Origin of the sequence: Rhizobium sp. WYCCWR 11152 (assembly GCF_013087615.1) — a bacterium.
Lineage (GTDB): Bacteria > Pseudomonadota > Alphaproteobacteria > Rhizobiales > Rhizobiaceae > Rhizobium > Rhizobium indicum.
Genome location: NZ_JABFCP010000009.1, coordinates 611,835 through 632,737 on the forward strand (window position 1 = coordinate 611,835; position 20,903 = coordinate 632,737).

At 63.3% G+C, this 20,903-nt stretch carries 19 protein-coding genes; 15 read left to right on the forward strand and 4 right to left on the reverse strand.

Going from position 1 to position 20,903, the window contains the following annotated elements; translation table 11 throughout:
- Window positions 1–47 precede the first annotated feature (47 nt).
- Window positions 48–179 (reverse strand): hypothetical protein, encoded by a 132-nt coding sequence (locus tag G9X67_RS35310; RefSeq protein WP_018241303.1) that lies wholly within the window; start codon window positions 177–179, stop codon window positions 48–50.
- Between the two features lie 156 nt (window positions 180–335).
- Here G9X67_RS35310 and G9X67_RS18265 point away from each other — a divergent pair, with 156 nt between their 5' ends.
- Together G9X67_RS18265 and G9X67_RS18270 are read left to right on the forward strand one after the other, a co-directional pair.
- Complete coding sequence (locus G9X67_RS18265) at window positions 336–1,040, forward strand: hypothetical protein (protein ID WP_138328474.1); 705 nt, start codon at window positions 336–338, stop codon at window positions 1,038–1,040.
- A 51-nt stretch (window positions 1,041–1,091) separates the two neighbouring features.
- A complete protein-coding gene (locus G9X67_RS18270) occupies window positions 1,092–1,397 on the forward strand; it encodes a Dabb family protein (protein WP_012756708.1) in 306 nt (101 codons plus the stop codon).
- Window positions 1,398–1,437: 40 nt separating this feature from the next.
- On the opposite strand, the gene G9X67_RS18275 is transcribed toward G9X67_RS18270, so the two are convergent.
- Window positions 1,438–1,647, reverse strand: coding sequence for a hypothetical protein (locus tag G9X67_RS18275; RefSeq protein ID WP_246413098.1), 210 nt, complete (start codon window positions 1,645–1,647; stop codon window positions 1,438–1,440).
- Window positions 1,637–2,863: an MFS transporter gene (locus tag G9X67_RS18280; protein WP_138328473.1), complete on the reverse strand. Its 1,227-nt coding sequence runs from the start codon at window positions 2,861–2,863 to the stop codon at window positions 1,637–1,639. The genes G9X67_RS18275 and G9X67_RS18280 overlap by 11 nt, the downstream gene beginning before the upstream one ends.
- Before the next feature lie 373 nt (window positions 2,864–3,236).
- On the opposite strand from G9X67_RS18280, the gene G9X67_RS18285 reads away from it, so the two are divergent.
- The 13 genes from G9X67_RS18285 (at window position 3,237) to G9X67_RS18345 (ending at window position 18,434) form a co-directional block, all read left to right on the forward strand.
- Window positions 3,237–3,485 carry a hypothetical protein gene (locus G9X67_RS18285; protein WP_003557930.1) on the forward strand — a complete coding sequence of 83 codons (249 nt, stop codon included), beginning with the start codon at window positions 3,237–3,239 and terminating at the stop codon, window positions 3,483–3,485.
- A 55-nt stretch (window positions 3,486–3,540) separates the two neighbouring features.
- On the forward strand, window positions 3,541–4,212 hold the full coding sequence (locus G9X67_RS18290; RefSeq protein ID WP_011651134.1) for a response regulator transcription factor: 672 nt from the start codon (window positions 3,541–3,543) through the stop codon (window positions 4,210–4,212).
- The gene (locus tag G9X67_RS18295) at window positions 4,202–5,605 is read left to right on the forward strand and encodes a HAMP domain-containing sensor histidine kinase (protein WP_138328472.1); all 1,404 of its coding nucleotides are present in this window, start codon (window positions 4,202–4,204) and stop codon (window positions 5,603–5,605) included. The genes G9X67_RS18290 and G9X67_RS18295 overlap by 11 nt, the downstream gene beginning before the upstream one ends.
- Window positions 5,606–5,723: 118 nt before the next feature.
- Window positions 5,724–6,146, forward strand: a complete 423-nt coding sequence (locus G9X67_RS18300; RefSeq protein ID WP_138328471.1) for a hypothetical protein — start codon at window positions 5,724–5,726, stop codon at window positions 6,144–6,146.
- A 152-nt stretch (window positions 6,147–6,298) separates the two neighbouring features.
- Window positions 6,299–7,507, forward strand: a complete 1,209-nt coding sequence (ccmI, locus tag G9X67_RS18305; RefSeq protein ID WP_138328470.1) for a c-type cytochrome biogenesis protein CcmI — start codon at window positions 6,299–6,301, stop codon at window positions 7,505–7,507.
- Complete coding sequence (ccmE, locus tag G9X67_RS18310; protein ID WP_138328469.1) at window positions 7,504–8,016, forward strand: cytochrome c maturation protein CcmE; 513 nt, start codon at window positions 7,504–7,506, stop codon at window positions 8,014–8,016. The genes ccmI and ccmE overlap by 4 nt, the downstream gene beginning before the upstream one ends.
- A complete protein-coding gene (locus G9X67_RS18315) occupies window positions 8,013–10,010 on the forward strand; it encodes a heme lyase CcmF/NrfE family subunit (RefSeq protein WP_138328468.1) in 1,998 nt (665 codons plus the stop codon). The genes ccmE and G9X67_RS18315 overlap by 4 nt, the downstream gene beginning before the upstream one ends.
- On the forward strand, window positions 10,007–10,462 hold the full coding sequence (locus G9X67_RS18320) for a cytochrome c-type biogenesis protein (protein WP_138328467.1): 456 nt from the start codon (window positions 10,007–10,009) through the stop codon (window positions 10,460–10,462). The genes G9X67_RS18315 and G9X67_RS18320 overlap by 4 nt, the downstream gene beginning before the upstream one ends.
- Window positions 10,463–10,662: 200 nt before the next feature.
- On the forward strand, window positions 10,663–12,261 hold the full coding sequence (locus G9X67_RS18325; protein ID WP_138328466.1) for a Do family serine endopeptidase: 1,599 nt from the start codon (window positions 10,663–10,665) through the stop codon (window positions 12,259–12,261).
- Between the two features lie 75 nt (window positions 12,262–12,336).
- On the forward strand, window positions 12,337–13,083 hold the full coding sequence (locus G9X67_RS18330) for a response regulator transcription factor (RefSeq protein WP_138328465.1): 747 nt from the start codon (window positions 12,337–12,339) through the stop codon (window positions 13,081–13,083).
- Entirely contained in the window at window positions 13,080–14,489 is a 1,410-nt protein-coding gene (locus tag G9X67_RS18335) for a HAMP domain-containing sensor histidine kinase (protein WP_138328464.1), read from the forward strand. The genes G9X67_RS18330 and G9X67_RS18335 overlap by 4 nt, the downstream gene beginning before the upstream one ends.
- Window positions 14,490–14,725: 236 nt before the next feature.
- Window positions 14,726–17,683, forward strand: coding sequence for a bifunctional [glutamine synthetase] adenylyltransferase/[glutamine synthetase]-adenylyl-L-tyrosine phosphorylase (locus tag G9X67_RS18340; RefSeq protein ID WP_138328463.1), 2,958 nt, complete (start codon window positions 14,726–14,728; stop codon window positions 17,681–17,683).
- 100 nt (window positions 17,684–17,783) lie between these two features.
- On the forward strand, window positions 17,784–18,434 hold the full coding sequence (locus G9X67_RS18345; RefSeq protein ID WP_138328462.1) for a glutathione S-transferase family protein: 651 nt from the start codon (window positions 17,784–17,786) through the stop codon (window positions 18,432–18,434).
- A 23-nt stretch (window positions 18,435–18,457) separates the two neighbouring features.
- Here G9X67_RS18345 and G9X67_RS18350 read toward each other — a convergent pair whose 3' ends face one another.
- Entirely contained in the window at window positions 18,458–20,767 is a 2,310-nt protein-coding gene (locus G9X67_RS18350; RefSeq protein ID WP_138328461.1) for an ATP-binding protein, read from the reverse strand.
- Window positions 20,768–20,903: the final 136 nt, after the last annotated feature.

The following is a 20,903-nucleotide window of genomic DNA, read 5'->3' on the forward strand; positions in this document are numbered from 1 at the left end:
GCGCTGGGCAGCGCTCGAGCTTACATCGGTACTGCTTTGCGTCTATTTCAGCGTTGTTGTTGAGGCTGCTGGGCCGGACGCGTATTTTCCCGTTCAGGGCGAATCTGGCGCCATTCGTTTTCCATCTGGTCGACGACATGCTGGGGAATGGTGGTTTGGGTATTGGCGGGCGTCTGCATCGGAAGTCTCCTCTTTCGGGGTCAAGGCTTCAGGGCAGGAAGATGCATTGCACAAGACAAAAGGCGTGTAAATCAGTGGTTTAAACACTTTAAACGATTAAATGAATTTTAATCGATTAACACGGTTTTAACCATGATATTTTTGGGAAGCGCGGAATGGTTGTCCACTTGGACCGAAGGTTCTTTTTCGAGGCTGTGGGGGACGGGCTCTTCAAAGGAAAGCTGACTCATCCTCAGGTAGTGGGTATCACGGCGATTCTCGACGCCTGGGAAGAACGGTTTGCCGATGCCGACCGGCGGTGGCTCGCCTATATCCTCGCAACCGCTTACCACGAGACCGCTTATACGATGCAGCCGGTGCGCGAGACGCTGGCGGAAAGCGATGGGCGCGCGGTCGAGATCCTCGAGACGGCCTTTGCCGCAGGCCGGCTCTCCTGGGTGAGGACGCCCTACTGGCGGCCGGACGAGGATGGTCGCAGTTGGCTCGGACGCGGCCTGGTGCAGCTCACCCATAAGCGGAACTACGAGGCGATGAGTGTGCTGACGGGGATCGACCTCGTTGCCGATCCCGACCGGGCGATGGAGATGGATGCGGCGGTGACGATCCTGATCGAGGGCATGCTGCAGGGCAGCTTTACCGGCCACAAGCTCGCCGATCACCTGAACGCGACGACCGCGGATTGGGTGAATGCGCGCCGCATCGTCAACGGCACCGACCGGGCGGAAAAGCTCGCCGCCTATGCCATGGTCTTCGATGCGGCGATACGTCCCGATGCGGCCCGTAGCATGCTCGCGCGGTTGAAGGCCTGGGGCGCGCATGTTATCGCCCGGCTGATAGCTGGAGCACGGCGCGTCCGATAGGATGCGCCAGGGGCGCTCCATCATTTTGATAAATCTGACAGGAGCTTCAGCGTGATCCGTCATATCGTCTTCTTCACCGTGCAGGAGGAACATCTGCAGGAGGTGAGGGCCGGGCTTTCTATACTGACCGGCATTCCGCATGCGCGGCTGCTGGAAATCGGCACCAATGTGAAGACCGATCAGCTGGGCACCGAGATCGATCTCGTGGTCTATGGCGAATTCGACGATGAGGCGGCCCTTGCCGCCTACAAGGCGCATCCCGATTATCAGCTCTCGATCGATCGCGTGCGGCCGCTCCGGGAAAAGCGCATCGCCGCCGACTACGATAACCGCACGGCAGTGACGCGGCCGCTCTGACTGGCGCAAGCGTTCGGCCACGCTGTATTCCATTAAAATTTCAAATGGATGAATGATTTTCCGGATTCGGATCGCTGCGAAGCTGACTCGGCTTCTGAGCCACCGGATTCAACTTTCGAAAAAGCGGCGGCAAGCGATTCAAAAGATTCGTCAAAAGGGGCTGCTGGTTCATGGTCTGGCTGCCGCAGCGGTTGCGGCGCGCGGGCGAAAAGCCGCTCTCGTCCATGCGTGGATGATAATCAGGAGACATTAAGAATGGTTGATTCCGATGCGTGGGCGCCGCGCACCAGCGCCATCAGCATCAGCACGAAGATGAGCGACAATGCCGCCAGAACGGCGCAGGCGGCGAGCGCCGGGCCGGTGCCGGCGCGGTCGAGGATGGCGGTGAAGATGACGGGGGCGATGGCGTTGGCGAGATTCTGCGGCAGCGACAGCCGGGCCGATTGCAGTCCGAATTCGCGCGGTGAGAACAGCGCCAGCGGCAGCAGCGCGCGGGCGACGGTCATGACGCCGGTGCCGAACCCGTAGAACAGGACGAAGGTGACGAGCAGCGGCGTCGACGGGCTGGCAACCAGCATAATAACGAAGCTGATCATCATCAGGCTGATGCCCATCGCCGCGCTGAGCATGGGGTTGCCGCGCCGGCCGAGCAGGATGTCGAGGAAACGTGCCGAGATGCCGAGGATGCCGCGTGCCGAGCCGAGCTGTAGCGCAAAGACCGGCGAAGCGCCGGACTGGCGGAAGATTTCGAGCAGCGATGGCGAGATGCCGAAAGTGACTAAGGTCGAGATCGTCGTTGCCGCGGCGATCAGCAGGAAGGCTTTGCGCTGCTTGGCCTTCGACAGCGGCACCGGAGCGATTTCGGCTGTGCCGCCATCGACATGTGTTGCAATCGGCTTCGGCAGGGCGAAAAGATGCAGCGGCAGGCAGATGAAGAATTGTAGCGCCGCACAGACCAGGAAGGTGAGGCGCCAGCCGACCGCCTCGTTGAGCAGGCTGAGGATCGGCCAGAAGATGGCGCTCGAAAGCCCGGTGAACAGCATCAGGATGGCGATGACGCGTTTGCCGTTCGCTCCTTCGCGCTCGACGACGGCGGTATAGGCCGGCGCCGACAGGCCAAATGCGCCGCCGATGCCGATGATGATCCAGGCGCTGGCATAAAGCACGATGCCGTTTGCGGCGGCAAGCAGAAGCAGGCCAAGCGCAAAGGTCAGCGAGGCGGCCGAAAGCACCCGGGCAGCACCATAGCGGCCGAGCCATCGGCCGGTCGCCGGACTGACAATGGCGCTGACCACCATCATGATCGTCAGGCCGGCAAACACCACTTCGTTCGCCAGGCCGAGATCCGGCGCCACGACGCGGCCCATGACCCCGAGCATGTCGAACGTCGTGCCCCAGCCGATCAGCTGGGTAACGGCAAGGACGGAGACCGTCTGCGCCGAGCGGAAGCGGGAGGATTCTGGCATTGGTGCTGAAACGGTCTGAAATGGGGGCAGCAAGGACATAACAGGTTCAACCGGCCGGTGAAAGCTGCGGTCGGCGGAAAACGGAACGGCGCGGCCGATTCGCAGACAAAGACTGTGGTGTCGGTCCCGCGGCTTCCCGCCTTCATGAGAGGTGATGAAGAACGCGTGGATCCCAAGCCTGGAAGGCATCGTTTTTAGACGCGACGGCGGCCGCCGGAGCTTGCCGTGGCGGCGGTTGCCAGGCGTTGAAACAGGCTCTCCCGAACAGTCGAGAACAGTTCTAAACACCCTGCATTACAGCGCATTCATTTGCCATTCAGGTCGCGTGAGTACATATTCGGGGCAAGTTGGCATTACCTTGAAAGCATAACACATGGCCTTTCCTCTGAGCGTCGCAGCATTGGCCGCCGGACTGGTGGTATCGGCGCCCTCACCGGACGCCACGAGCACTTTTGTCGTGCGTATCGGAGGCGATTGCAGCGCCGCCGCAGCCCAGGTCGTCGAGCAGACCGGCGGCCAGCTGCTGTCCGTGCAACCGGTGGGCGATACCTGCATCATCACCGTTCTTGTGCAGGGCAATGGACAGCGCCCACGCAAAGTCACGGTAAAGGTTCCGATGTAGGCGGAATCGGCTTATTCAGGACATTGATTGATTTGAAGCGGACGAAGGCGGACCGATGCGCATCCTGGTAGTCGAAGACGACGTTAATCTGAACCGGCAGCTGGCCGACACGCTGAAGGAGGCGGGCTATGTCGTCGACCAGGCGTTCGATGGCGAGGAAGGCCATTTCCTCGGCGACACCGAACCCTATGACGCCATCATCCTCGATATCGGCCTGCCGGAGTTGGACGGGGTCACCGTTCTAGAAAAATGGCGTGGCGCCGGCCGCGGCGTGCCGGTGCTGATCCTGACGGCCCGCGACCGCTGGAGCGACAAGGTCGCTGGCATCGACGCCGGTGCCGACGACTACGTCACCAAGCCCTTCCATGTCGAGGAAGTGCTGGCCCGCATTCGGGCGCTGATCCGGCGTGCGGCCGGGCATTCCTCATCCGAGATCATCTGCGGACCGGTGCGGCTCGATACCAAATCCTCGAAGGCGACGGTCAACGGCGCGACGCTGAAGCTGACCTCGCACGAATATCGCCTGCTTTCCTATCTCATGCACCACATGGGCGAGGTCGTTTCGCGCACGGAACTGGTCGAGCATATGTACGACCAGGATTTCGACCGTGATTCCAACACGATCGAGGTCTTCGTCGGCCGCCTGCGCAAGAAAATGGGGGTCGATCTGATCGAAACGGTGCGCGGTCTCGGTTATCGTATCCAAGCCCCGAAACATGCGAATTAAGTCGCTCACCGCACGTGTGTTGCTGTTGACCACGGTCTGGTCGACGGTGGCGCTGGTGGTGATCGGCCTCTTGATCTCCACCCTCTACCGCAAGAGCGCCGAACGCGGTTTCCAGGATCTGTTGCGGGCGCAGCTCTATAACGTCATCAATTCGGTGACGATCGGCGATCAGGGCGCGCTGAGCGGCAGCCCGCAGCTCGGCGACCTGCGTTTTGCCCAGCCGAAGACCGGCTGGTACTGGGTGGTGGAGCCGCTCGGCACCTATACGACCGCACCGCTGGTCTCGCCTTCGCTCGGCTCGGCGCTCATTCCGGTTCCCTCGGTCGTCGAGGCGCCCTTCGACAAGAATTACGAGCGCTACTATCAGGTGACGGATGCTTCCGGAAACCGCGTGCAGGTGGCCGAGACCGAAGTGGTGCTCGATACCGACGGCCGCGCGGCGCGCGTCCGCGTCACCGGCAATGTCGATGTCGTCGAAGACGACGTGCGCACCTTTTCCCACAGCCTCTATCTGGCGCTCGCCGGTTTCGGCGTCGGCAGCCTGATCGTCAACGCGCTGGCGATTCTCTACGGCCTGAAGCCGCTCGACAAGGCACGCGCCGCGCTGGAGCGCATCCGCGCCGGTGAAAGCGAACAGTTGAAAGGCGACTTCCCGCGTGAAATCTTGCCGCTCGCCAACGAGGTGAATGCGCTGATCGACAGCAACCGGCGCATCGTCGAGCGGGCCCGCATGCAGGTCGGCAATCTCGCGCATTCGCTGAAGACGCCGATCGCCGTGCTTCTCAACGAGGCGCGCGTGCTGGAGAAATCCCATGGTGAGCTGGTGCGCAGCCAGGCGGAAGCGATGCAGGGGCAGGTGCAGTCCTATCTCAATCGGGCGCGTATCGCCGCGCAGCGCGAATCCGTGCTTGCCCGCACCGATGCCGAGCCGGCGCTGGAGCGGCTGGTGCGCGTCATGCGCCGGCTGAACGTCGATACCGAATTCGATCTCGTCGTCTCGCCGCCGCATCTGGCCGTTGCCATGGAGCAGCAGGATCTCGAGGAGACCGTCGGCAATCTCCTGGAAAATGCGGCGCGTTTTGCCAAAAGCCGGGTGCGGCTTTCGGCCATCGAGGCCGGCGAGGATGTGAAGGGGGTGGAGGCGAGCGGGCGCCGCCACTGGGTGGAACTCGCCGTCGAGGATGACGGGCCGGGCCTGGAGCCGGATCAGATCCGCGAGGCGTTGAAGCGCGGCCGCAGGCTCGACGAAAGCAAGCCCGGAACCGGGCTCGGCCTTTCGATCGTCACCGAGATTTCCAATGAGTACCAGGGACGGCTCGAGCTTTCCCGCGGTGAATGGGGCGGGCTGAAGGCGAAGCTTATCCTGCCTGGCGTCACAAAGGATGTTGCATGAGCAACTGCTTGATGTCACAAAGATACTGGCAAATGTATAGCATGCTTTGCCTTAATGCTGACACGGGGACGCTGCACTTCGATCGGCTGAAATTGACCCCTGATCGTGGTTCGACGCAATGATTTTACGCTCGCAAGGCATGATCGCTTCCGCTCTTCTCGTCGCCGTCGCGCTATCCGGCTGCACGACAACGAAGAGTGATGCTTCGCGCGGCGTTTTTTCGAGCAAGCCCTCGGCATCGGCCGCCTTCATCACCGCGTTGCAGGGCGGCATTGTCGGCCGCAGCGGCGTGACGCTGAACGACAGCGACAAGCAGCGGGCGCTCGAGGCGGAATATCGGGCGCTGGAAGGCGCCGCCGTCGGCCAGCCGGTGCTCTGGACCGGCAAGGACGTGACCGGCAAGGTGGTGGCGGCGGCACCCTATCAGGTCGGTTCGCAGAACTGCCGGCAATATACCCACACGCTGACCGTCGACGGCAAGGACACGGTGGCGCGCGGCGCTGCCTGCCGCAACGACGACGGCAGCTGGTCGCCGCTCTGAATTGCGGCCAATAGAGCGCCGCGCGTCCGACAGGACGCGCTAAGGACGCTCTATCACTTTAAATGGCGCATAATCCTTTCCGAAAATCGATTCCGATCCTCGGGGTTATGCGCTAGCCTCAAATCTTCGTCATTCCGGCTTTGGCAGTTGGAATGAAGGCGCGCTTCACGTATTTGGGCGACATGCTGTTCTGGATTCTTGTTGCCGCTTTGACGGCAGCCCTCGCCGTTATCCTGCTCTACCCCCTTCTGCGCGGAGCGAAGGCGGCGGATAATATCCGTGCGGGCGAGGCGGCGGTCTATCGCGACCAGTTGCGCGAACTCGACCGCGATCTCAATGGCGGGCTGATCACCCCGGAGGAGGCCGACTACGCCAGGGCGGAAATCGGCCGGCGGCTGATCGCCGTCTCTGCCGACGAGCCGGCTGAGACACCGAAACCCGCGCGGCATCACCGTTTCACCGAGGCCTTTGTCCTCTTGGTCCTGCCGGTTCTCGGGCTCTGTCTTTATTTGACGACGGGCAGGCCGGACCTGCCCTCGCAGCCGCTCGAAGCGCGGCTGGAAAATCCTGGCAACGACGTGGCGGTGCTGATCGCCAAGGCGGAACGGCACTTGGCTGAGAAGCCCGATGACGGCAAGGGCTGGGACGTGCTGGCGCCGATCTATTTCCGCACGATGCGCGTCAACGATGCGCAACTGGCCTATCGCAATGCCATCCGGCTTCTCGGCCCGAGCCCCGTCCGGCTCGATGGCCTTGCCGAGACGTTGATGGCAGTCTCGGACGGCGTGGTGACGGAAGAGGCGCGCCAAGTGCTGGAACAATCGCTGACGCTCGAACCTGACAATCCGCGTGCCCGCTTCTACATCGCCCTCAGCATGGAGCAGGCGGGACGGCCGAACGAGGCGCGCCAGGCCTTCGAGGCGCTGGCAAAACAATCGCCCGCCGATGCGCCCTGGCTGCCGTTGGTCAACGAGCATATCGCTATGAACGGCGGCGCGCCGGCCGGCGCCGATCCGGCTGCCCCGGGCGCCGGTTCGGCTGCCCCGGGCGCCGATCCGGCGACCCCCGGCAATCCCACGCAGCAAGACGTGGCGGCGGCGGAGAATATGAGCGCCGGCGACCGGCAGCTGATGATCCGCGGCATGGTCGAGAGCCTCGACGCCAAGCTCAGCGAGGATCCGAACAATTTCGAGGGCTGGATACGGCTCGTCCGCTCTTACGCCGTATTGAACGATAAGGATCGCGCCGCCGGCGCCCTGAAGCGCGGGCTTGCGGCCTTTCCGCCGCCCGGCGAGCAGGGCAAGCAATTGCTGGCGCTTGCCAGGGAACTCGGCATAGCCACGGAGGGAGCGACGCAATGACGCGCAAGCAGAAGCGCCTGGCGGTGATTGCGGGCGGCATGGGCTTCATCCTCGCCGCCGTGCTGCTGGTGATGTTCGCCTTCAGCCAGTCGGTCGCCTATTTCTATATGCCGGCCGATCTCGCCAAGACGCCGGTGGCGCCGGAAACCCGCATCCGCCTCGGCGGCCTGGTCGGTGAGGGCAGTGTCGTGCGCGGCACCGGCTCGACGGTGGAGTTTGCCGTCACCGACGGCAGCACCAATGCCGTGAAGGTCAAATATATCGGCATCCTTCCCGATCTCTTCCGCGAGGGGCAGGGTGTCGTCACCGAAGGCATGTTCGCCGCTGGAACGAACGTCTTCGTCGCCGACACCGTACTTGCCAAGCATGATGAGACCTATATGCCGAAGGACGTGGCCGACAGGCTGAAATCTCAGGGGCTGTGGAAGGAAGGCCAAGGCCAGGAAAACCCGGGGAAGGAAGCTCAGGGCCAGGAAGTAAAGGGACAGCAAGTGAAGGCAACGCCATGATCATCGAGATCGGCCATTACGCGCTGGTGCTGGCGCTGGCAACGGCGCTCATCCTCTCCATCGTGCCGGTGATCGGAGCCCGTCGTCATGACCGGGCGATGATGGATGTGGCGACGGTCGGCTCGCTGGCGATGTTTGCGCTGGTGGCCTTCTCCTTCGGTGTGCTGACCTATGCCCATGTCGTCTCGGATTTCTCGGTCGAGAACGTCTGGGAGAATTCGCATTCGCTGGTGCCGCTGCTCTACAAATATTCCGGCGTCTGGGGCAATCACGAGGGATCGATGATGCTCTGGCTGTTGATCCTGACGCTGTTCAGCGCGCTGGTCGCCATCTTCGGCCGCAATCTGCCGGAGACGCTGAAAGCCAACGTATTGGCCGTGCAAGCCTGGATTTCGGTCGCCTTCACGCTGTTCATCCTTTTGACCTCCAACCCCTTCCTGCGGCTCGATCCGGCGCCGGCCGAGGGCCGCGATCTTAACCCGGTACTTCAGGATGTCGGCCTCGCGATCCACCCGCCGCTGCTCTATCTCGGTTACGTCGGCTTCTCCGTCTGCTTCTCCTTTGCCGTCGCTGCCCTCATGGAAGGGCGCATCGACGCCGCCTGGGCGCGCTGGGTGCGGCCCTGGACGCTGGCCGCCTGGACCTTTCTGACACTCGGCATCGCCATGGGCTCCTACTGGGCCTATTACGAACTCGGCTGGGGTGGCTGGTGGTTCTGGGACCCGGTGGAAAACGCCTCCTTCATGCCCTGGCTCGCCGGCACCGCACTGCTGCATTCGGCGCTTGTCATGGAAAAGCGTGAGGCACTGAAGATCTGGACGGTGCTGCTCGCCATCCTCACCTTCTCGCTGTCGCTGATGGGCACCTTCCTGGTGCGCTCCGGCGTGCTGACCTCGGTGCATGCCTTTGCCAGCGACCCCTCCCGCGGCGTCTTCATTCTCTGCATCCTGCTGATCTTCATCGGCGGGGCGCTGTCGCTCTTCGCCTTCCGCGCGCCGAAGCTGTCGACCGGCGGGCTGTTTGCGCCGATTTCACGCGAGGGCGCACTCGTCGTCAACAATCTGATCCTGACCGTCGCCTGCGGCACGGTGCTCACAGGCACGCTCTATCCGCTGCTGCTGGAAACGCTGACCGGCGACAAGATTTCCGTCGGAGCGCCCTTCTTCAACCTGACCTTCGGCCTGCTGATGGCGCCGCTGATCGTCATCGTGCCCTTCGGGCCGATGCTTGCCTGGAAGCGCGGCGATCTGCTCGGCGCCCTGCAGCGGCTCTATGTCGTCGCAGGTCTGGCCTTCCTTGCCGCGGTGGTCTTCTTCTACATCCAACATGGCGGGCCGGTGCTTTCGGTGCTCGGCCTCGCTGCCGGGCTGTTCCTGATCCTCGGTGCGGTCGCCGATCTCTGGTACCGCGCCGGCATCGGCAAGGTCGCAGGCCGTCTCGCCTGGCGCCGGCTGTCCGGCCTGCCGCGTTCGGCCTTTGGCACGGCTCTTGCCCATGCCGGGCTCGGCGTCACCGTGCTCGGCATCGTTGCGGTGACGACGTTCGAGAGCGAGTATGTCATCGAGATGAAGCCCGGTGAGGTGACCGAGGCCGGCGGTTACAGCCTGCATTTCGACGGCATGCAGCCGGCGACCGGGCCGAATTATACCGAGGACCGCGGCCACTTCACCATCCGGCGTGCCGGCGTCGCGGTTGCCGATACTTGGTCGGCCAAGCGCCTCTATACCGCTCGGCAGATGCCGACGACGGAGGCGGGCATCCTGACCTTCGGGCTCAGCCAGCTCTATGTGTCGCTCGGTGACGCCACCAAGGGCGGCGGCATTGTCGTGCGTATCTGGTGGAAGCCGTTTATTCTCTGCATCTGGGGCGGAGCGGTATTCATGGCCTTCGGCGGCCTGGTCTCGCTCAGCGACCGGCGCCTGCGTGTCGGCGCCCCGCGCCGCAAGGCGAAGCCGGCAAGGCCGGCAGCTCCCGCAATGGAGCCGGCGGAATGATGCGGCGTCTGCTCCTGGCTCTTGCTTTGCTGCTGATGGCGGCCCCCGCCTTCGCCGTCAATCCGGACGAGGTGCTGGCCGATCCGGCGCTCGAGGCGCGCGCCCGCGCCCTTTCGGCGGAACTGCGCTGCATGGTCTGCCAGAACCAGTCGATCGACGATTCCAACGCCGATCTGGCCAAGGACCTGCGCCTGCTGGTGCGCGAGCGCATCACCGATGGCGACAGCGACGAGGCGGTGCTGAACTATATCGTCTCGCGCTACGGCGAGTTCGTGCTCTTGAAGCCGCGTGTCAGCATGAAGACGGTGCTGCTCTGGGGTGCGCCGGTGCTGCTGGTGCTGGCCGGCGGGCTGTCACTGCTGGTCTTTGCGCGCAAGAGGGCCGGCAAGCCGACCGGCAGCAAGCTGACGGCAGACGAGCAGGCGAAGCTGAGCGAGCTTCTGAAGAAATAATCGACCCAGGCAGCCGGCAGCGGGCATTTCTGGCCGCCAGAGAAGCCGTCGGCACGTTTGGCCGAAAGCAAACCTTGCAAACATTACCAACTTTTCATTGGCCGGACAGTTCGCAGTAAGGTGCGGCGTCCTATATCTTTACTCATCGACTGATCCGGCGCCGCCGGTATGAAGATTTAAGAACAAGAGAAGGTGCTCCAATGCTCAAGAATTTCAACGGACGTCCGTCCCTCGCTACTGTGCTCAAGGCTTCTACCGTCGCCGGTATCGCAGCCGCTGTGCTTGCAACCGGCGTTCCGCTCGAAATCACCCGGTCTTATGCCGAAGCTGTCAAGGTTCAGGCGCCTGCCGTTCCGAGCTTCGCCAACGTCGTCGACGCCGTTTCACCGGCTGTCGTTTCCGTCCGGGTCGAAAACCGCGTCAATCCCGTCTCCGACAACAACAATGACGGCTTCTCCTTCGATTTCAACGGCCGCGGCTTCGACGACCTTCCCGATGATCATCCGCTGAAGCGGTTCTTCAAGCAGTTCGGCCAGGATCCGAACGATCAGCAGGGCCATTCCCGGCGCTTCGGCCAGAACGGGCCGAATGGCGGCCCGAATGGTCCGGGCGGCAAGGGTCGCCTCCGCCCCGTCGCTCAGGGCTCCGGCTTCTTCATCTCCGAGGATGGTTACATCGTCACCAACAATCACGTCGTTTCCGATGGCCAGGCCTTCGTCGCGGTCATGAATGACGGCACCGAGCTTGATGCCAAGCTGATCGGCAAGGATCCGCGCACCGACCTCGCCGTGCTGAAGGTCGACGGCAAGGGCAAGAAGTTCACCTACGTCAACTGGGCCGACGACAATAACGTCCGCGTCGGCGACTGGGTCGTTGCCGTCGGCAACCCCTTCGGCCTCGGCGGCACGGTCACGGCCGGCATCGTCTCGGCTCGCGGCCGCGATATCGGCTCCGGTCCCTATGACGATTACCTGCAGGTGGATGCCGCCGTGAACCGCGGCAACTCCGGCGGCCCGACCTTCAACCTCAGCGGCGAAGTCGTCGGCATCAATACCGCGATCTTCTCGCCGTCGGGCGGCAGCGTCGGCATCGCCTTCGCCATTCCCGCCTCGACTGCCAAGGACGTCGTCGCCGATCTGATGAAGGACGGCCAGGTCTCGCGCGGCTGGCTGGGTGTCCAGATCCAGCCGGTGACCAAGGACATCGCCGAATCCATCGGCCTTTCCGAGCCGAGCGGCGCCCTCGTCGTCGCCCCGCAGGCCGGATCGCCGGGTGACAAGGCCGGCATGAAGGCCGGCGACGTCGTCACCGCGCTGAACGGTGAGACGATCAAGGATGCCCGTGATCTCAGCCGCCGCATCGGCGCGATGCAGCCGGGCAGCAAGGTCGAGCTTTCGGTCTGGCGCGCCGGCAAGGCCCAGCCTCTCACCGTCGAACTCGGCACGCTGCCGATCGACCAGAAGGATGCGTCCGCCGATGACAACAACCAGCCGCAGCAGCAGCCTGAGGCACCGGCTTCCGAGAAGGCGCTTGCCGATCTCGGCCTGACGGTCGGACCCTCCGATGACGGCAAGGGTCTGGCGATAACAGGCATCGACCCGAACTCCGATGCCGCCGACAAGGGCATCAAGGAAGGCGAGACGATCACCTCGGTCAACAACCAGGAGGTCTCCAGCGCCGACGATATCGTCAAGGTGCTGAACCAGGCGAAGAAGGACGGGCGCACCCGCGCGCTCTTCCAGATCCAGTCCAGTGAGGGGAGCCGTTTCGTAGCGCTTCCGATCAACGGCCAGGGCTGATCCTTAAGAAAACGAGAGCCGTGCGGACGAAACTCCGCACGGCTCTATTCTTCTGACCTTTGAAGGATGATCGCGATGAGCGCCACCCCGCAGGAAGATGCTTTGAGCCTTGCCGAAACGCAGCCGGCGGGTAATGTCGGCCGCATGAAGATTCTCATCATCGAAGATGATCTCGAAGCCGCGGTCTACCTCACGAAAGCCTTTCGCGAGGCGGGCATCGTCGCCGATCACGCCAGCGACGGCGAGAGCGGCCTGTTCATGGGGTCGGAAAATGCCTACGACGTCATCGTCATCGACCGCATGCTGCCGCGACGCGATGGGCTTTCCGTCATCAGCGAGCTGCGCCGCAAGGCCATCCATACGCCGGTCCTCATCCTCTCCGCGCTCGGCCAGGTCGACGACCGCGTGACCGGTCTTCGTGCCGGCGGCGATGATTACCTGCCGAAGCCTTATGCCTTCAGCGAGTTGCTGGCGCGCGTCGAGGTGCTCGGCCGCCGCAAGGGCACGCCGGATCAGGACGTCGTCTATCGCGTCGGCGATCTCGAACTCGACCGGCTCTCCCATGAGGTGCGCCGCGGCGGCAAGGAGATCCCGCTGCAGCCGCGCGAATTCCGCCTGCTCGAATATCTGATGAAGAATGCCGGCCAGGTGGTGACCCGCACCATGCTGCTCGAAAACGTCTGGGACTATCACTTCGACCCGCAGACCAACGTCATCGACGTCCATGTCTCGCGCCTGCGCTCGAAGATCGAGAAGGACTACAGCCAGCCGCTCCTGAAGACCATTCGCGGCGCGGGGTATATGATCAAGGATGAGGGATGAGCCGTTTCAAGGTTCTCTTCAAGTCCACCGCAGTCCGCCTTTCGGCACTCTATATCCTGCTTTTCGCCATCTGCGCCGCGACGCTCGTCTTCTATGTGACGGCAATGTCGGAGCGGCTGCTGACGGGCCAGATCCGCGACGCCGTCAGGCAGGAGGTGGAGCAGGTGCAACGCGCCTATGACTCCGGCGGCATGAACCTTCTCCTGCGCACGATGGAGCGGCGTGCCCGCCAGCCGGGCGCCAACCTCTACATCATTGCCGGTCCCTCGGGCGATATTCTCGCCGGCAACGTCGCGTCGGTGCAGCCGGGTGTCTTCGAGGAGATCGGCTGGACCTCCGCGCCCTTCGGCTACCAGCGTTATACCGACAGCGGCGTCGAGCGCCGCCACAAGGCGATTGCCAATATCTTCGTACTCGACAATGGCCTCAGAATCCTGATCGGCCGCGACCTCGGCGACCCCGAGCGTTTCCGTCTGCTGGTGCGCCAGGCGCTGATGGTGGCCTTGGCGATCATGGGGCTTGGCGCCATCATCATCTGGTTCGGCATCGGCCGCAACGCGCTGAAACGCATCGACCGCATGTCGGATGCGAGCAAGAAGATCATGGCCGGCGACCTGTCGCAGCGCCTGCCGGTGGGCGGATCCGGCGATGAATTCGACCGCTTGTCGATGTCTTTGAATACCATGCTGGAGCGCATCGAGAAGCTGAACGAAGGCCTGCGGCAGGTCTCCGACAACATCGCCCACGATCTCAAGACGCCGTTGACGCGGCTGCGCAACAAGGCGGCCGATGCGCTCGATATCGCCGATGGCGAGACGCGGCGCACCGCGCTCGAAGGCATCATTTCCGAATCGGACCAGCTGATCCGCACGTTCAACGCGCTGTTGATGATCTCCCGCGTCGAGGCCGGATCGGTCGCCGCCGAGATGTCGCCGGTGGAGCTTTCGGCCATCGTCTCCGATAGCGCCGAGCTTTACGAACCGGCGGCGGAGGAGGCGGGGCTTGGCTTGAGCTCCAGCATCGAACCCGATGTCGAGGTGCAGGGCAATCGCGAACTGATCGGCCAGGCGATCTTCAACCTGCTCGACAATGCCATCAAATATTCTTCCGATACGGAAGGGGCGGGCAAGGTAACACTGAAGCTCGCCCGCCGCCCGGATGGCATCTGCCTTTCGGTGGCCGACCATGGGCCGGGCGTTCCGGCCGACAGGCGCGACGACGTGGTGAAGCGCTTCGTCCGCCTCGACGAAAGCCGGTCGAAGCCGGGAACGGGGCTCGGGCTTTCACTGGTGGAAGCGGTGATGGAACTGCACAACGGTCGGTTGGAACTCTCCGATACCGATCCCGACAAGCCCGAAAAGCGCGGATTGACCGTCAGCATGATCTTCCCCGCCAAGGCTGCCTGATTGCCGAGACCGATGATCGGCTGAATCGCGTATTGGCGGTTTTCCACCTAGACCCTAGTTTAATGCCGATCGAAGGAGGCGTTCCCGCGATTCTGCGTGGTCGTTTCCCTCGAGCATGTCGCGCAAAAGTGTGCAGCGGTTTTGCGATAACGGCATGCGTAAAACAAAGGCCTAAAGCGCAAGGAGCGAATCTGAAAGATCGCGATGCGCTTTAGGCGCTAAAGCAGGGAGAGCGCATGCTGACGAAATCGACGCATGGTCTGAAGGATGTGGCCGAAGGGCTGCTGCGTCCGCTGAACCAGACGGAGTTGAAGCTGGCGCTGGCCGACCTTCAGGAGGCCGGCAGACACGAGCCGTCGGTGGCTGCGATGCTGAAGACGGAGAGCCCGCTTCGCGATTTCATTGCGGCCGTGCTGACGCTGTCGCCTTATCTGCGCGAAATCGTCAATCTCGACCCGGTCGTCCTCGCTGGCGCCATCACTGAACCGCTGGAGCCGCAGATCGAGGCGCTGGTCGCCGAGGCGCGGCGCTGCGGGCAACCGGACGGCGAGGGGGCGGCGCCTTCGGAATCCGTGGTGATGAGCAGGTTGCGCGTCATCAAGCGCAAGGTGGCCTTCCTCGTTGCACTCGCCGATCTCGCTCGCATCTTCGACGGCCGGGCGACGACGGCCTGGCTGAGCGAGCTTGCTGAAGCTTCGGTTGCCGCCGCGATCGACCATCTGCTGCTGGCGGCGCATGAGGGTGGAAAGCTGCGGCTGCGGGATGTGGCGGCACCGAGCGAAGGCTCCGGGCTGATCGTGCTCGGCATGGGCAAACTCGGCGCATCCGAACTCAACTATTCCTCCGATATCGACCTCGTCGTCGTGTTCGACGAACAGGCAGGAATCGTGCCCGACCCGGATGACGCGATCGAGATTTTCCCCAGGATGATGCGGCGGCTGGTGCGCATCCTGCAGGAGCGGACAGCGGACGGCTACGTCTTCCGCACCGATCTCAGACTGCGCCCCGATCCCGGCTCGACACCGCTGGCGATCCCGGTCGATGCGGCGATGATCTATTATGAGGGCAGGGGCCAGAACTGGGAGCGGGCGGCCTTCATCAAGGCGCGCGCGGTTGCCGGCGACTTGACCGCGGGCGGCGAATTCCTGCGCGGGCTAGCCCCGTTCGTCTTCCGCAAATATCTCGATTACGCGGCGATTGCCGATATCCATTCGATCAAGCGGCAGATTCATGCGCATAAGGGCCACGGCGCCATTGCGGTCAAGGGTCATAACGTCAAGCTCGGCCGCGGCGGCATTCGCGAGATCGAATTCTTCGTCCAGACGCAGCAGCTGATCGCCGGCGGCCGCATGCCGGCATTGCGTGGCCGGGCGACGGAGGAGACGCTCGGTGAACTCACCAAGGCGAAATGGATCGACGCGGAAACCCGTGACGAACTGACGGAGGCCTACTGGTTCCTGCGCGATGTCGAGCATCGCATCCAGATGGTGCGCGACGAGCAGACCCACCTGCTGCCGGAGACAGATGCCGACCTGAAGCGCATCGCCTTCATGATGGGATTCAGCGACACGCCGAGCTTCACCGAACGGCTGGTCGGCGTGCTGAAGACCGTGGAGCGGCGTTATGCCCACCTCTTCGAGCAGGAGAGCAAGCTCTCGACCGACACCGGCAACCTCGTCTTCACCGGCCAGGGCGACGACCCGGATACGCTGGAGACGCTGAAGAAGCTCGGCTTCACCAGACCGTCCGACATTTCGCGCATCATCCGCACCTGGCACTACGGCCGCTACCGGGCGACGCAATCAGTCGAGGCGCGCGAAAGGCTGACGGAGCTGGCGCCGCAGCTCCTGCGGGTCTTCGGCGAAAGCAAGCGCGCCGACGAGGCGCTGCTGCGCTTCGACAGCTTCATCTCCGGCCTTCCCTCCGGCATCCAGCTGTTTTCGCTGCTCGGCAGCAACCCGGCGCTGCTGTCGCTGATCGTCAACATCATGTCCTCGGCGCCCCGGCTTGCCGAGGTGATTGCCGCCAGGCCGCATGTCTTCGACGGCATGCTCGATCCCGGCCTGATGGCCGAGCTGCCGACGCGCGACTATCTCGGCGAACGGCTGAAGGGCTCGCTTGCCCAGGCCCGCCACTATGAAGAGGTGCTCGACCGGCTGCGCATCTTCGCCGCCGAGCAGCGCTTTCTGATCGGCATCCGCCTGCTCACCGGTGCGATCAACGGCGGGATGGCCGCACGTGCCTTCACCCATCTCGCCGACCTCATCATTGCGGCGGCACTCGATGCCGTGGTCGGCGAGATGCGGGCAGCACACGGCGACTATCCCGGCGGGCGCATCGCGGTCGCCGGCATGGGCAAGCTCGGCAGCTTCGAGCTGACGGCCGGTTCCGACATCGATCTGATCCTGCTCTATGATTATGACGATGCGGCTTCCGAATCCGACGGGCCGAAGCCGCTCGATGCGACGCGTTACTTCACCCGCATCACCCAGAGACTGATGGCCGCCTTGTCGGCGCCGACCGCCGAAGGCGTGCTCTATGAGGTCGACATGCGGCTGCGCCCATCCGGCAACAAGGGGCCGGTCGCCACCCGCATCAATGCCTTCGGCAAATATCAGCGTGAAGAGGCATGGACCTGGGAGCATATGGCGCTCAGCCGCGCCCGGCTGATTTGCGGCGATGAGAGCCTGATCGCCGAGGCGGAACATATCGTCCGCGAGGTGCTGTCGGCCGATCGCGACATCGCCAAGGTGGCGCATGATGTCGCCGAAATGCGCGAACTGATCGACAAGGAAAAGCCGCCCTCCGGCCCGTGGGACCTGAAGCTCATTCCCGGCGGCGTCATCGATCTCGAATTCATCGCCCAGTATCTGGCGCTGATCGCGCCGACCAAGGGCGTCGGCATTGCCGTCAATGAGGTGAGCACCGGCGAAGCCCTGAAGGTGCTTGGCGAGCCGCTGATGACAACAGTCGATCTCGACATATGCCTCGAGGCCTTCACGCTTTATACCGGCCTTTCGCAACTGATCCGCCTCTCCATCGACGGCCTGTTCGATCCGAAGGAGGCGCCCGCGGGTCTCGTCGAACTCGTCTGCCGCGCCGGCGACTGCCCTGACATCAAGACGCTGGAAGCGGAGGTGAAGCGGCTGTCGAAAGCGGTTCGGAAAATATTCCTGAATGTCGTGAAAGCCTGATCTCACATCAGATGGAACGACCGCGAGGATTATCTCGAGCGTCGCCTGTCGGATTCTCGTTTAGCCAGCCGTCTTCAGGACAAAGCTATGGAGAACACCAATGACGATTACCATTACCGCTTTTGAACGGTCGCCCGATCGCGGCAGGGGTCTGGCGCGTGACATGCGCGTTCGCTGGGCGCTCGAAGAAGTGGGCCAGCCTTACGACGTTCGTCTTGTTTCGTTCAAGACGATGAGAGAACCCGCGCATCTCGCACTTCAGCCTTTCGGGCAGATCCCGACCTATGAGGAAGGCGATCTCGCTTTATTCGAGTCCGGCGCGATCGTCTTCCATATCGGCGAGCACCAAGCGGGCCTCCTGCCGAACGATGCGAATGCCCGGGCGCGCGCGCTCACATGGATGTTTGCCGCGCTCAACACGGTGGAACCGCCGATCTTCGACCGCGCTCTCGTCATGATCCTCGAGCGCGACAAGCCTTGGTACGACCATCGCCTTTCCGCCCTTGAGGACAGCATCCGAAAACGGCTGGCCGACCTCTCCCACCGTCTTGGCGATGCCGACTGGCTCGATGGTGCGTTCAGCGCCGGTGACCTGCTGATGGTGTCGGTGCTGCTCAGGTTGAAGGGATCTGCTATACTGGGGGAATATCCGAACCTCTCCGCCTATGTCGCCCGCGGCGAAACGCGGCCGGCATACAAGCGTGCTTTCGCCGCTCAGTTGGCGGTTTTCACCGCCGCATCGGCCGGTTGAAAAAGACCGGCTCTGGCCTGAGCTTAGATATCGTCAGGAATGCGCAGCGAGATCACGGTGCCGACCGCTTCGCGTGAGCGGATCTTCATGCGGCCGCCATGCAGCGAGGTCAGCGAGCGGGAGATGGCGAGCCCGAGGCCGGAGCCACCCTTGCTTTTGGCATATTGGCTCTGCACCTGCTCAAAGGGCTGGCCGATCTTCGACAGCGCCGAGCGTGGAATACCGATGCCGGTGTCGGCGATGGTGACGACGACGGCGCCGTCGACGCGGCGGGTGCGCACCGCGATGCGGCCGCCATTGTCGGTGAACTTCACCGCATTGGAGAGCAGGTTGAGCAGCACCTGTTTCATCGCCCGGCGGTCGGCCATCAGCGTTAGGCCGGAGCAGATGCGCTGTTCGATGACGATGTTCTTTTCAGCCGCGGGCATGGCGGTGAAGCGCAGGCTTTCCTCGATCAGCGGCACAAGATCGATGCGCTCGCAATGCAGCCTGACATGGCCGGCTTCGATCTTCGACATGTCGAGAATGTCGTTGATGACGTTGAGCAGATGTTTGCCGCTGTCATGAATATCGCGGGCATATTCGTCGTATTTCAGCGAGCCGAGCGGACCGAACATCTGGTTCTGCAGGATTTCCGAGAAGCCGAGGATGGCGTTGAGCGGCGTGCGCAGCTCATGCGACATGTTGGCGAGGAATTCCGATTTCGCCTTGTTGGCGGCCTCGGCGCGTTCCTTCTCCGCCTGGTAGTTGGCGTTGGCCGTCGAAAGCTCGGATTTCTGGATCTCCAGCGTCTGGCGCGAGGCGGAAAGATCGCCGATCGTCGCCATCAGCCGGCGCTCGGATTCGCGCAGCCGCTCCTGATGGCGTTTCATCAGCGTGATGTCGGTGCCGACCGAGACCCTGCCGCCGTCGCGGGTGCGCCGCTCGTTGATCTGCAGCCAGCGCTCGTCGGCAAGCTGCACCTCCGTCGTACGCGAATAACCGGAGCCGTCGGCATCGGAAATCCGCCGTTCGATGACAGGTCGGGCGGCGGCGGCATTGACGGTCGAGCGCTCGGTGCCGGGCACGAGCACGCTGTCCGGCAGGCCATAGGCCTGCTGGAAATGCGTGTTGCACATGACCAGCCGATCGTTCTTGTCCCAGAGCACGAAGGCTTCCGAGGTGCATTCGATGGCGTCGGCCAGGCGCTGGTCGGCTTCTGCGTAGCGCTGGGCGAGCCGATGCTGTTCGGTCACGTCCATGGCGATACCGATCAGGTGCATCCGGCCGGAATTGCTGCGGATCACCTGGGCGCGCGCCCGCATCCAGACATAGTGGCCGCCGGCATGGCGCATGCGGAAGATCTGATCGACCTGGCCGGAAGCGCCCTTGCCGATGGCGCGCGCGATCTCGTAGAGCCCGCCGTCATCGGGATGCATGAGGCGGGCGGCTTCGCCGAAACCCATCGTCTTGTCGGAGCCCGGCAGACCGAGCATGTCGTACATCGAGCGCGACCAGAAGAATTCGCGGTTCTCGAAATCGAAGTCCCAGAGGCCGCAGCGACCGCGCGACAGCGCCGTCTCGACGCGCAGGTTCGATTCCAGGAAGATGTCGTCGGCGTCGCGGGCGCGCTTTACCTGCGTGTAATAGGCATAGAGGATGACGAGCAGGATGGAGGAGATGCCGGCAAACAGCGTGACGTTGAGCGCCAGTTCCTCGCGCCAGAGCCGGTCGATCTCGTCAAGCGAGGTGGCGGCGACGATATAACCGCCGGCATTGCCCATCAGCGTGATCTCGGCATAATGCGGCACGCCGCCGATCGTCGTTTCGATGACGCCGGCGCGATCGCCGAAGCGGCGGATCGCCGAGACCTCGGGGAAGAAATCGCCGACATTGCTGCCAACATGCGAAAGCCCGGCGGTGGTCGCGGCAAAAACCTTGCCGCTTGCCTGCACGAGCAGCACGAAAGCGCCGCTGTCCAGCCGGTCCTGCGGCAGGTATTTGGCGAGGCGAGCCTGCGCCCCGGTAATATCGCCGCTGTCGAAGATGTCGGCCGCATCGGCAAACACTGCAGAGGCGGTCGCCGCCGAAAGTGCGGTGGCATGGCGCGCCGAGGCCTCCAGACGCCCGTATTCGCTCATCATGCCGAAGAAGTGCGAGGCGGCGACGACGGAGAGGAAGGCGACGATCAGCGCCGGGATGGCCCGCTTCAAGACCAGCTCGGCCTTCGGCAGATAACGGAGAAGTGGTTCCGATGTCGCATGGCCCGAAAGGCTGTCGCGCCAGGCTTTGAGCCCGTCAAAATCGACACGCAGCCGTCCTCCGGCCACGGTTGCCCGCCGCACGTCCATCATCTCTTCGCCTGTCCCTCATGTGATTCGCGCGCCGCTCGCTCGAACCTGACCTAGAGAATCATGGGTGATTCGCCTTGTCCAGAGGCAAAGGTAAAAATCCGTTAACTATTTATAATTTCGGGTTTTTCCAGGTGAT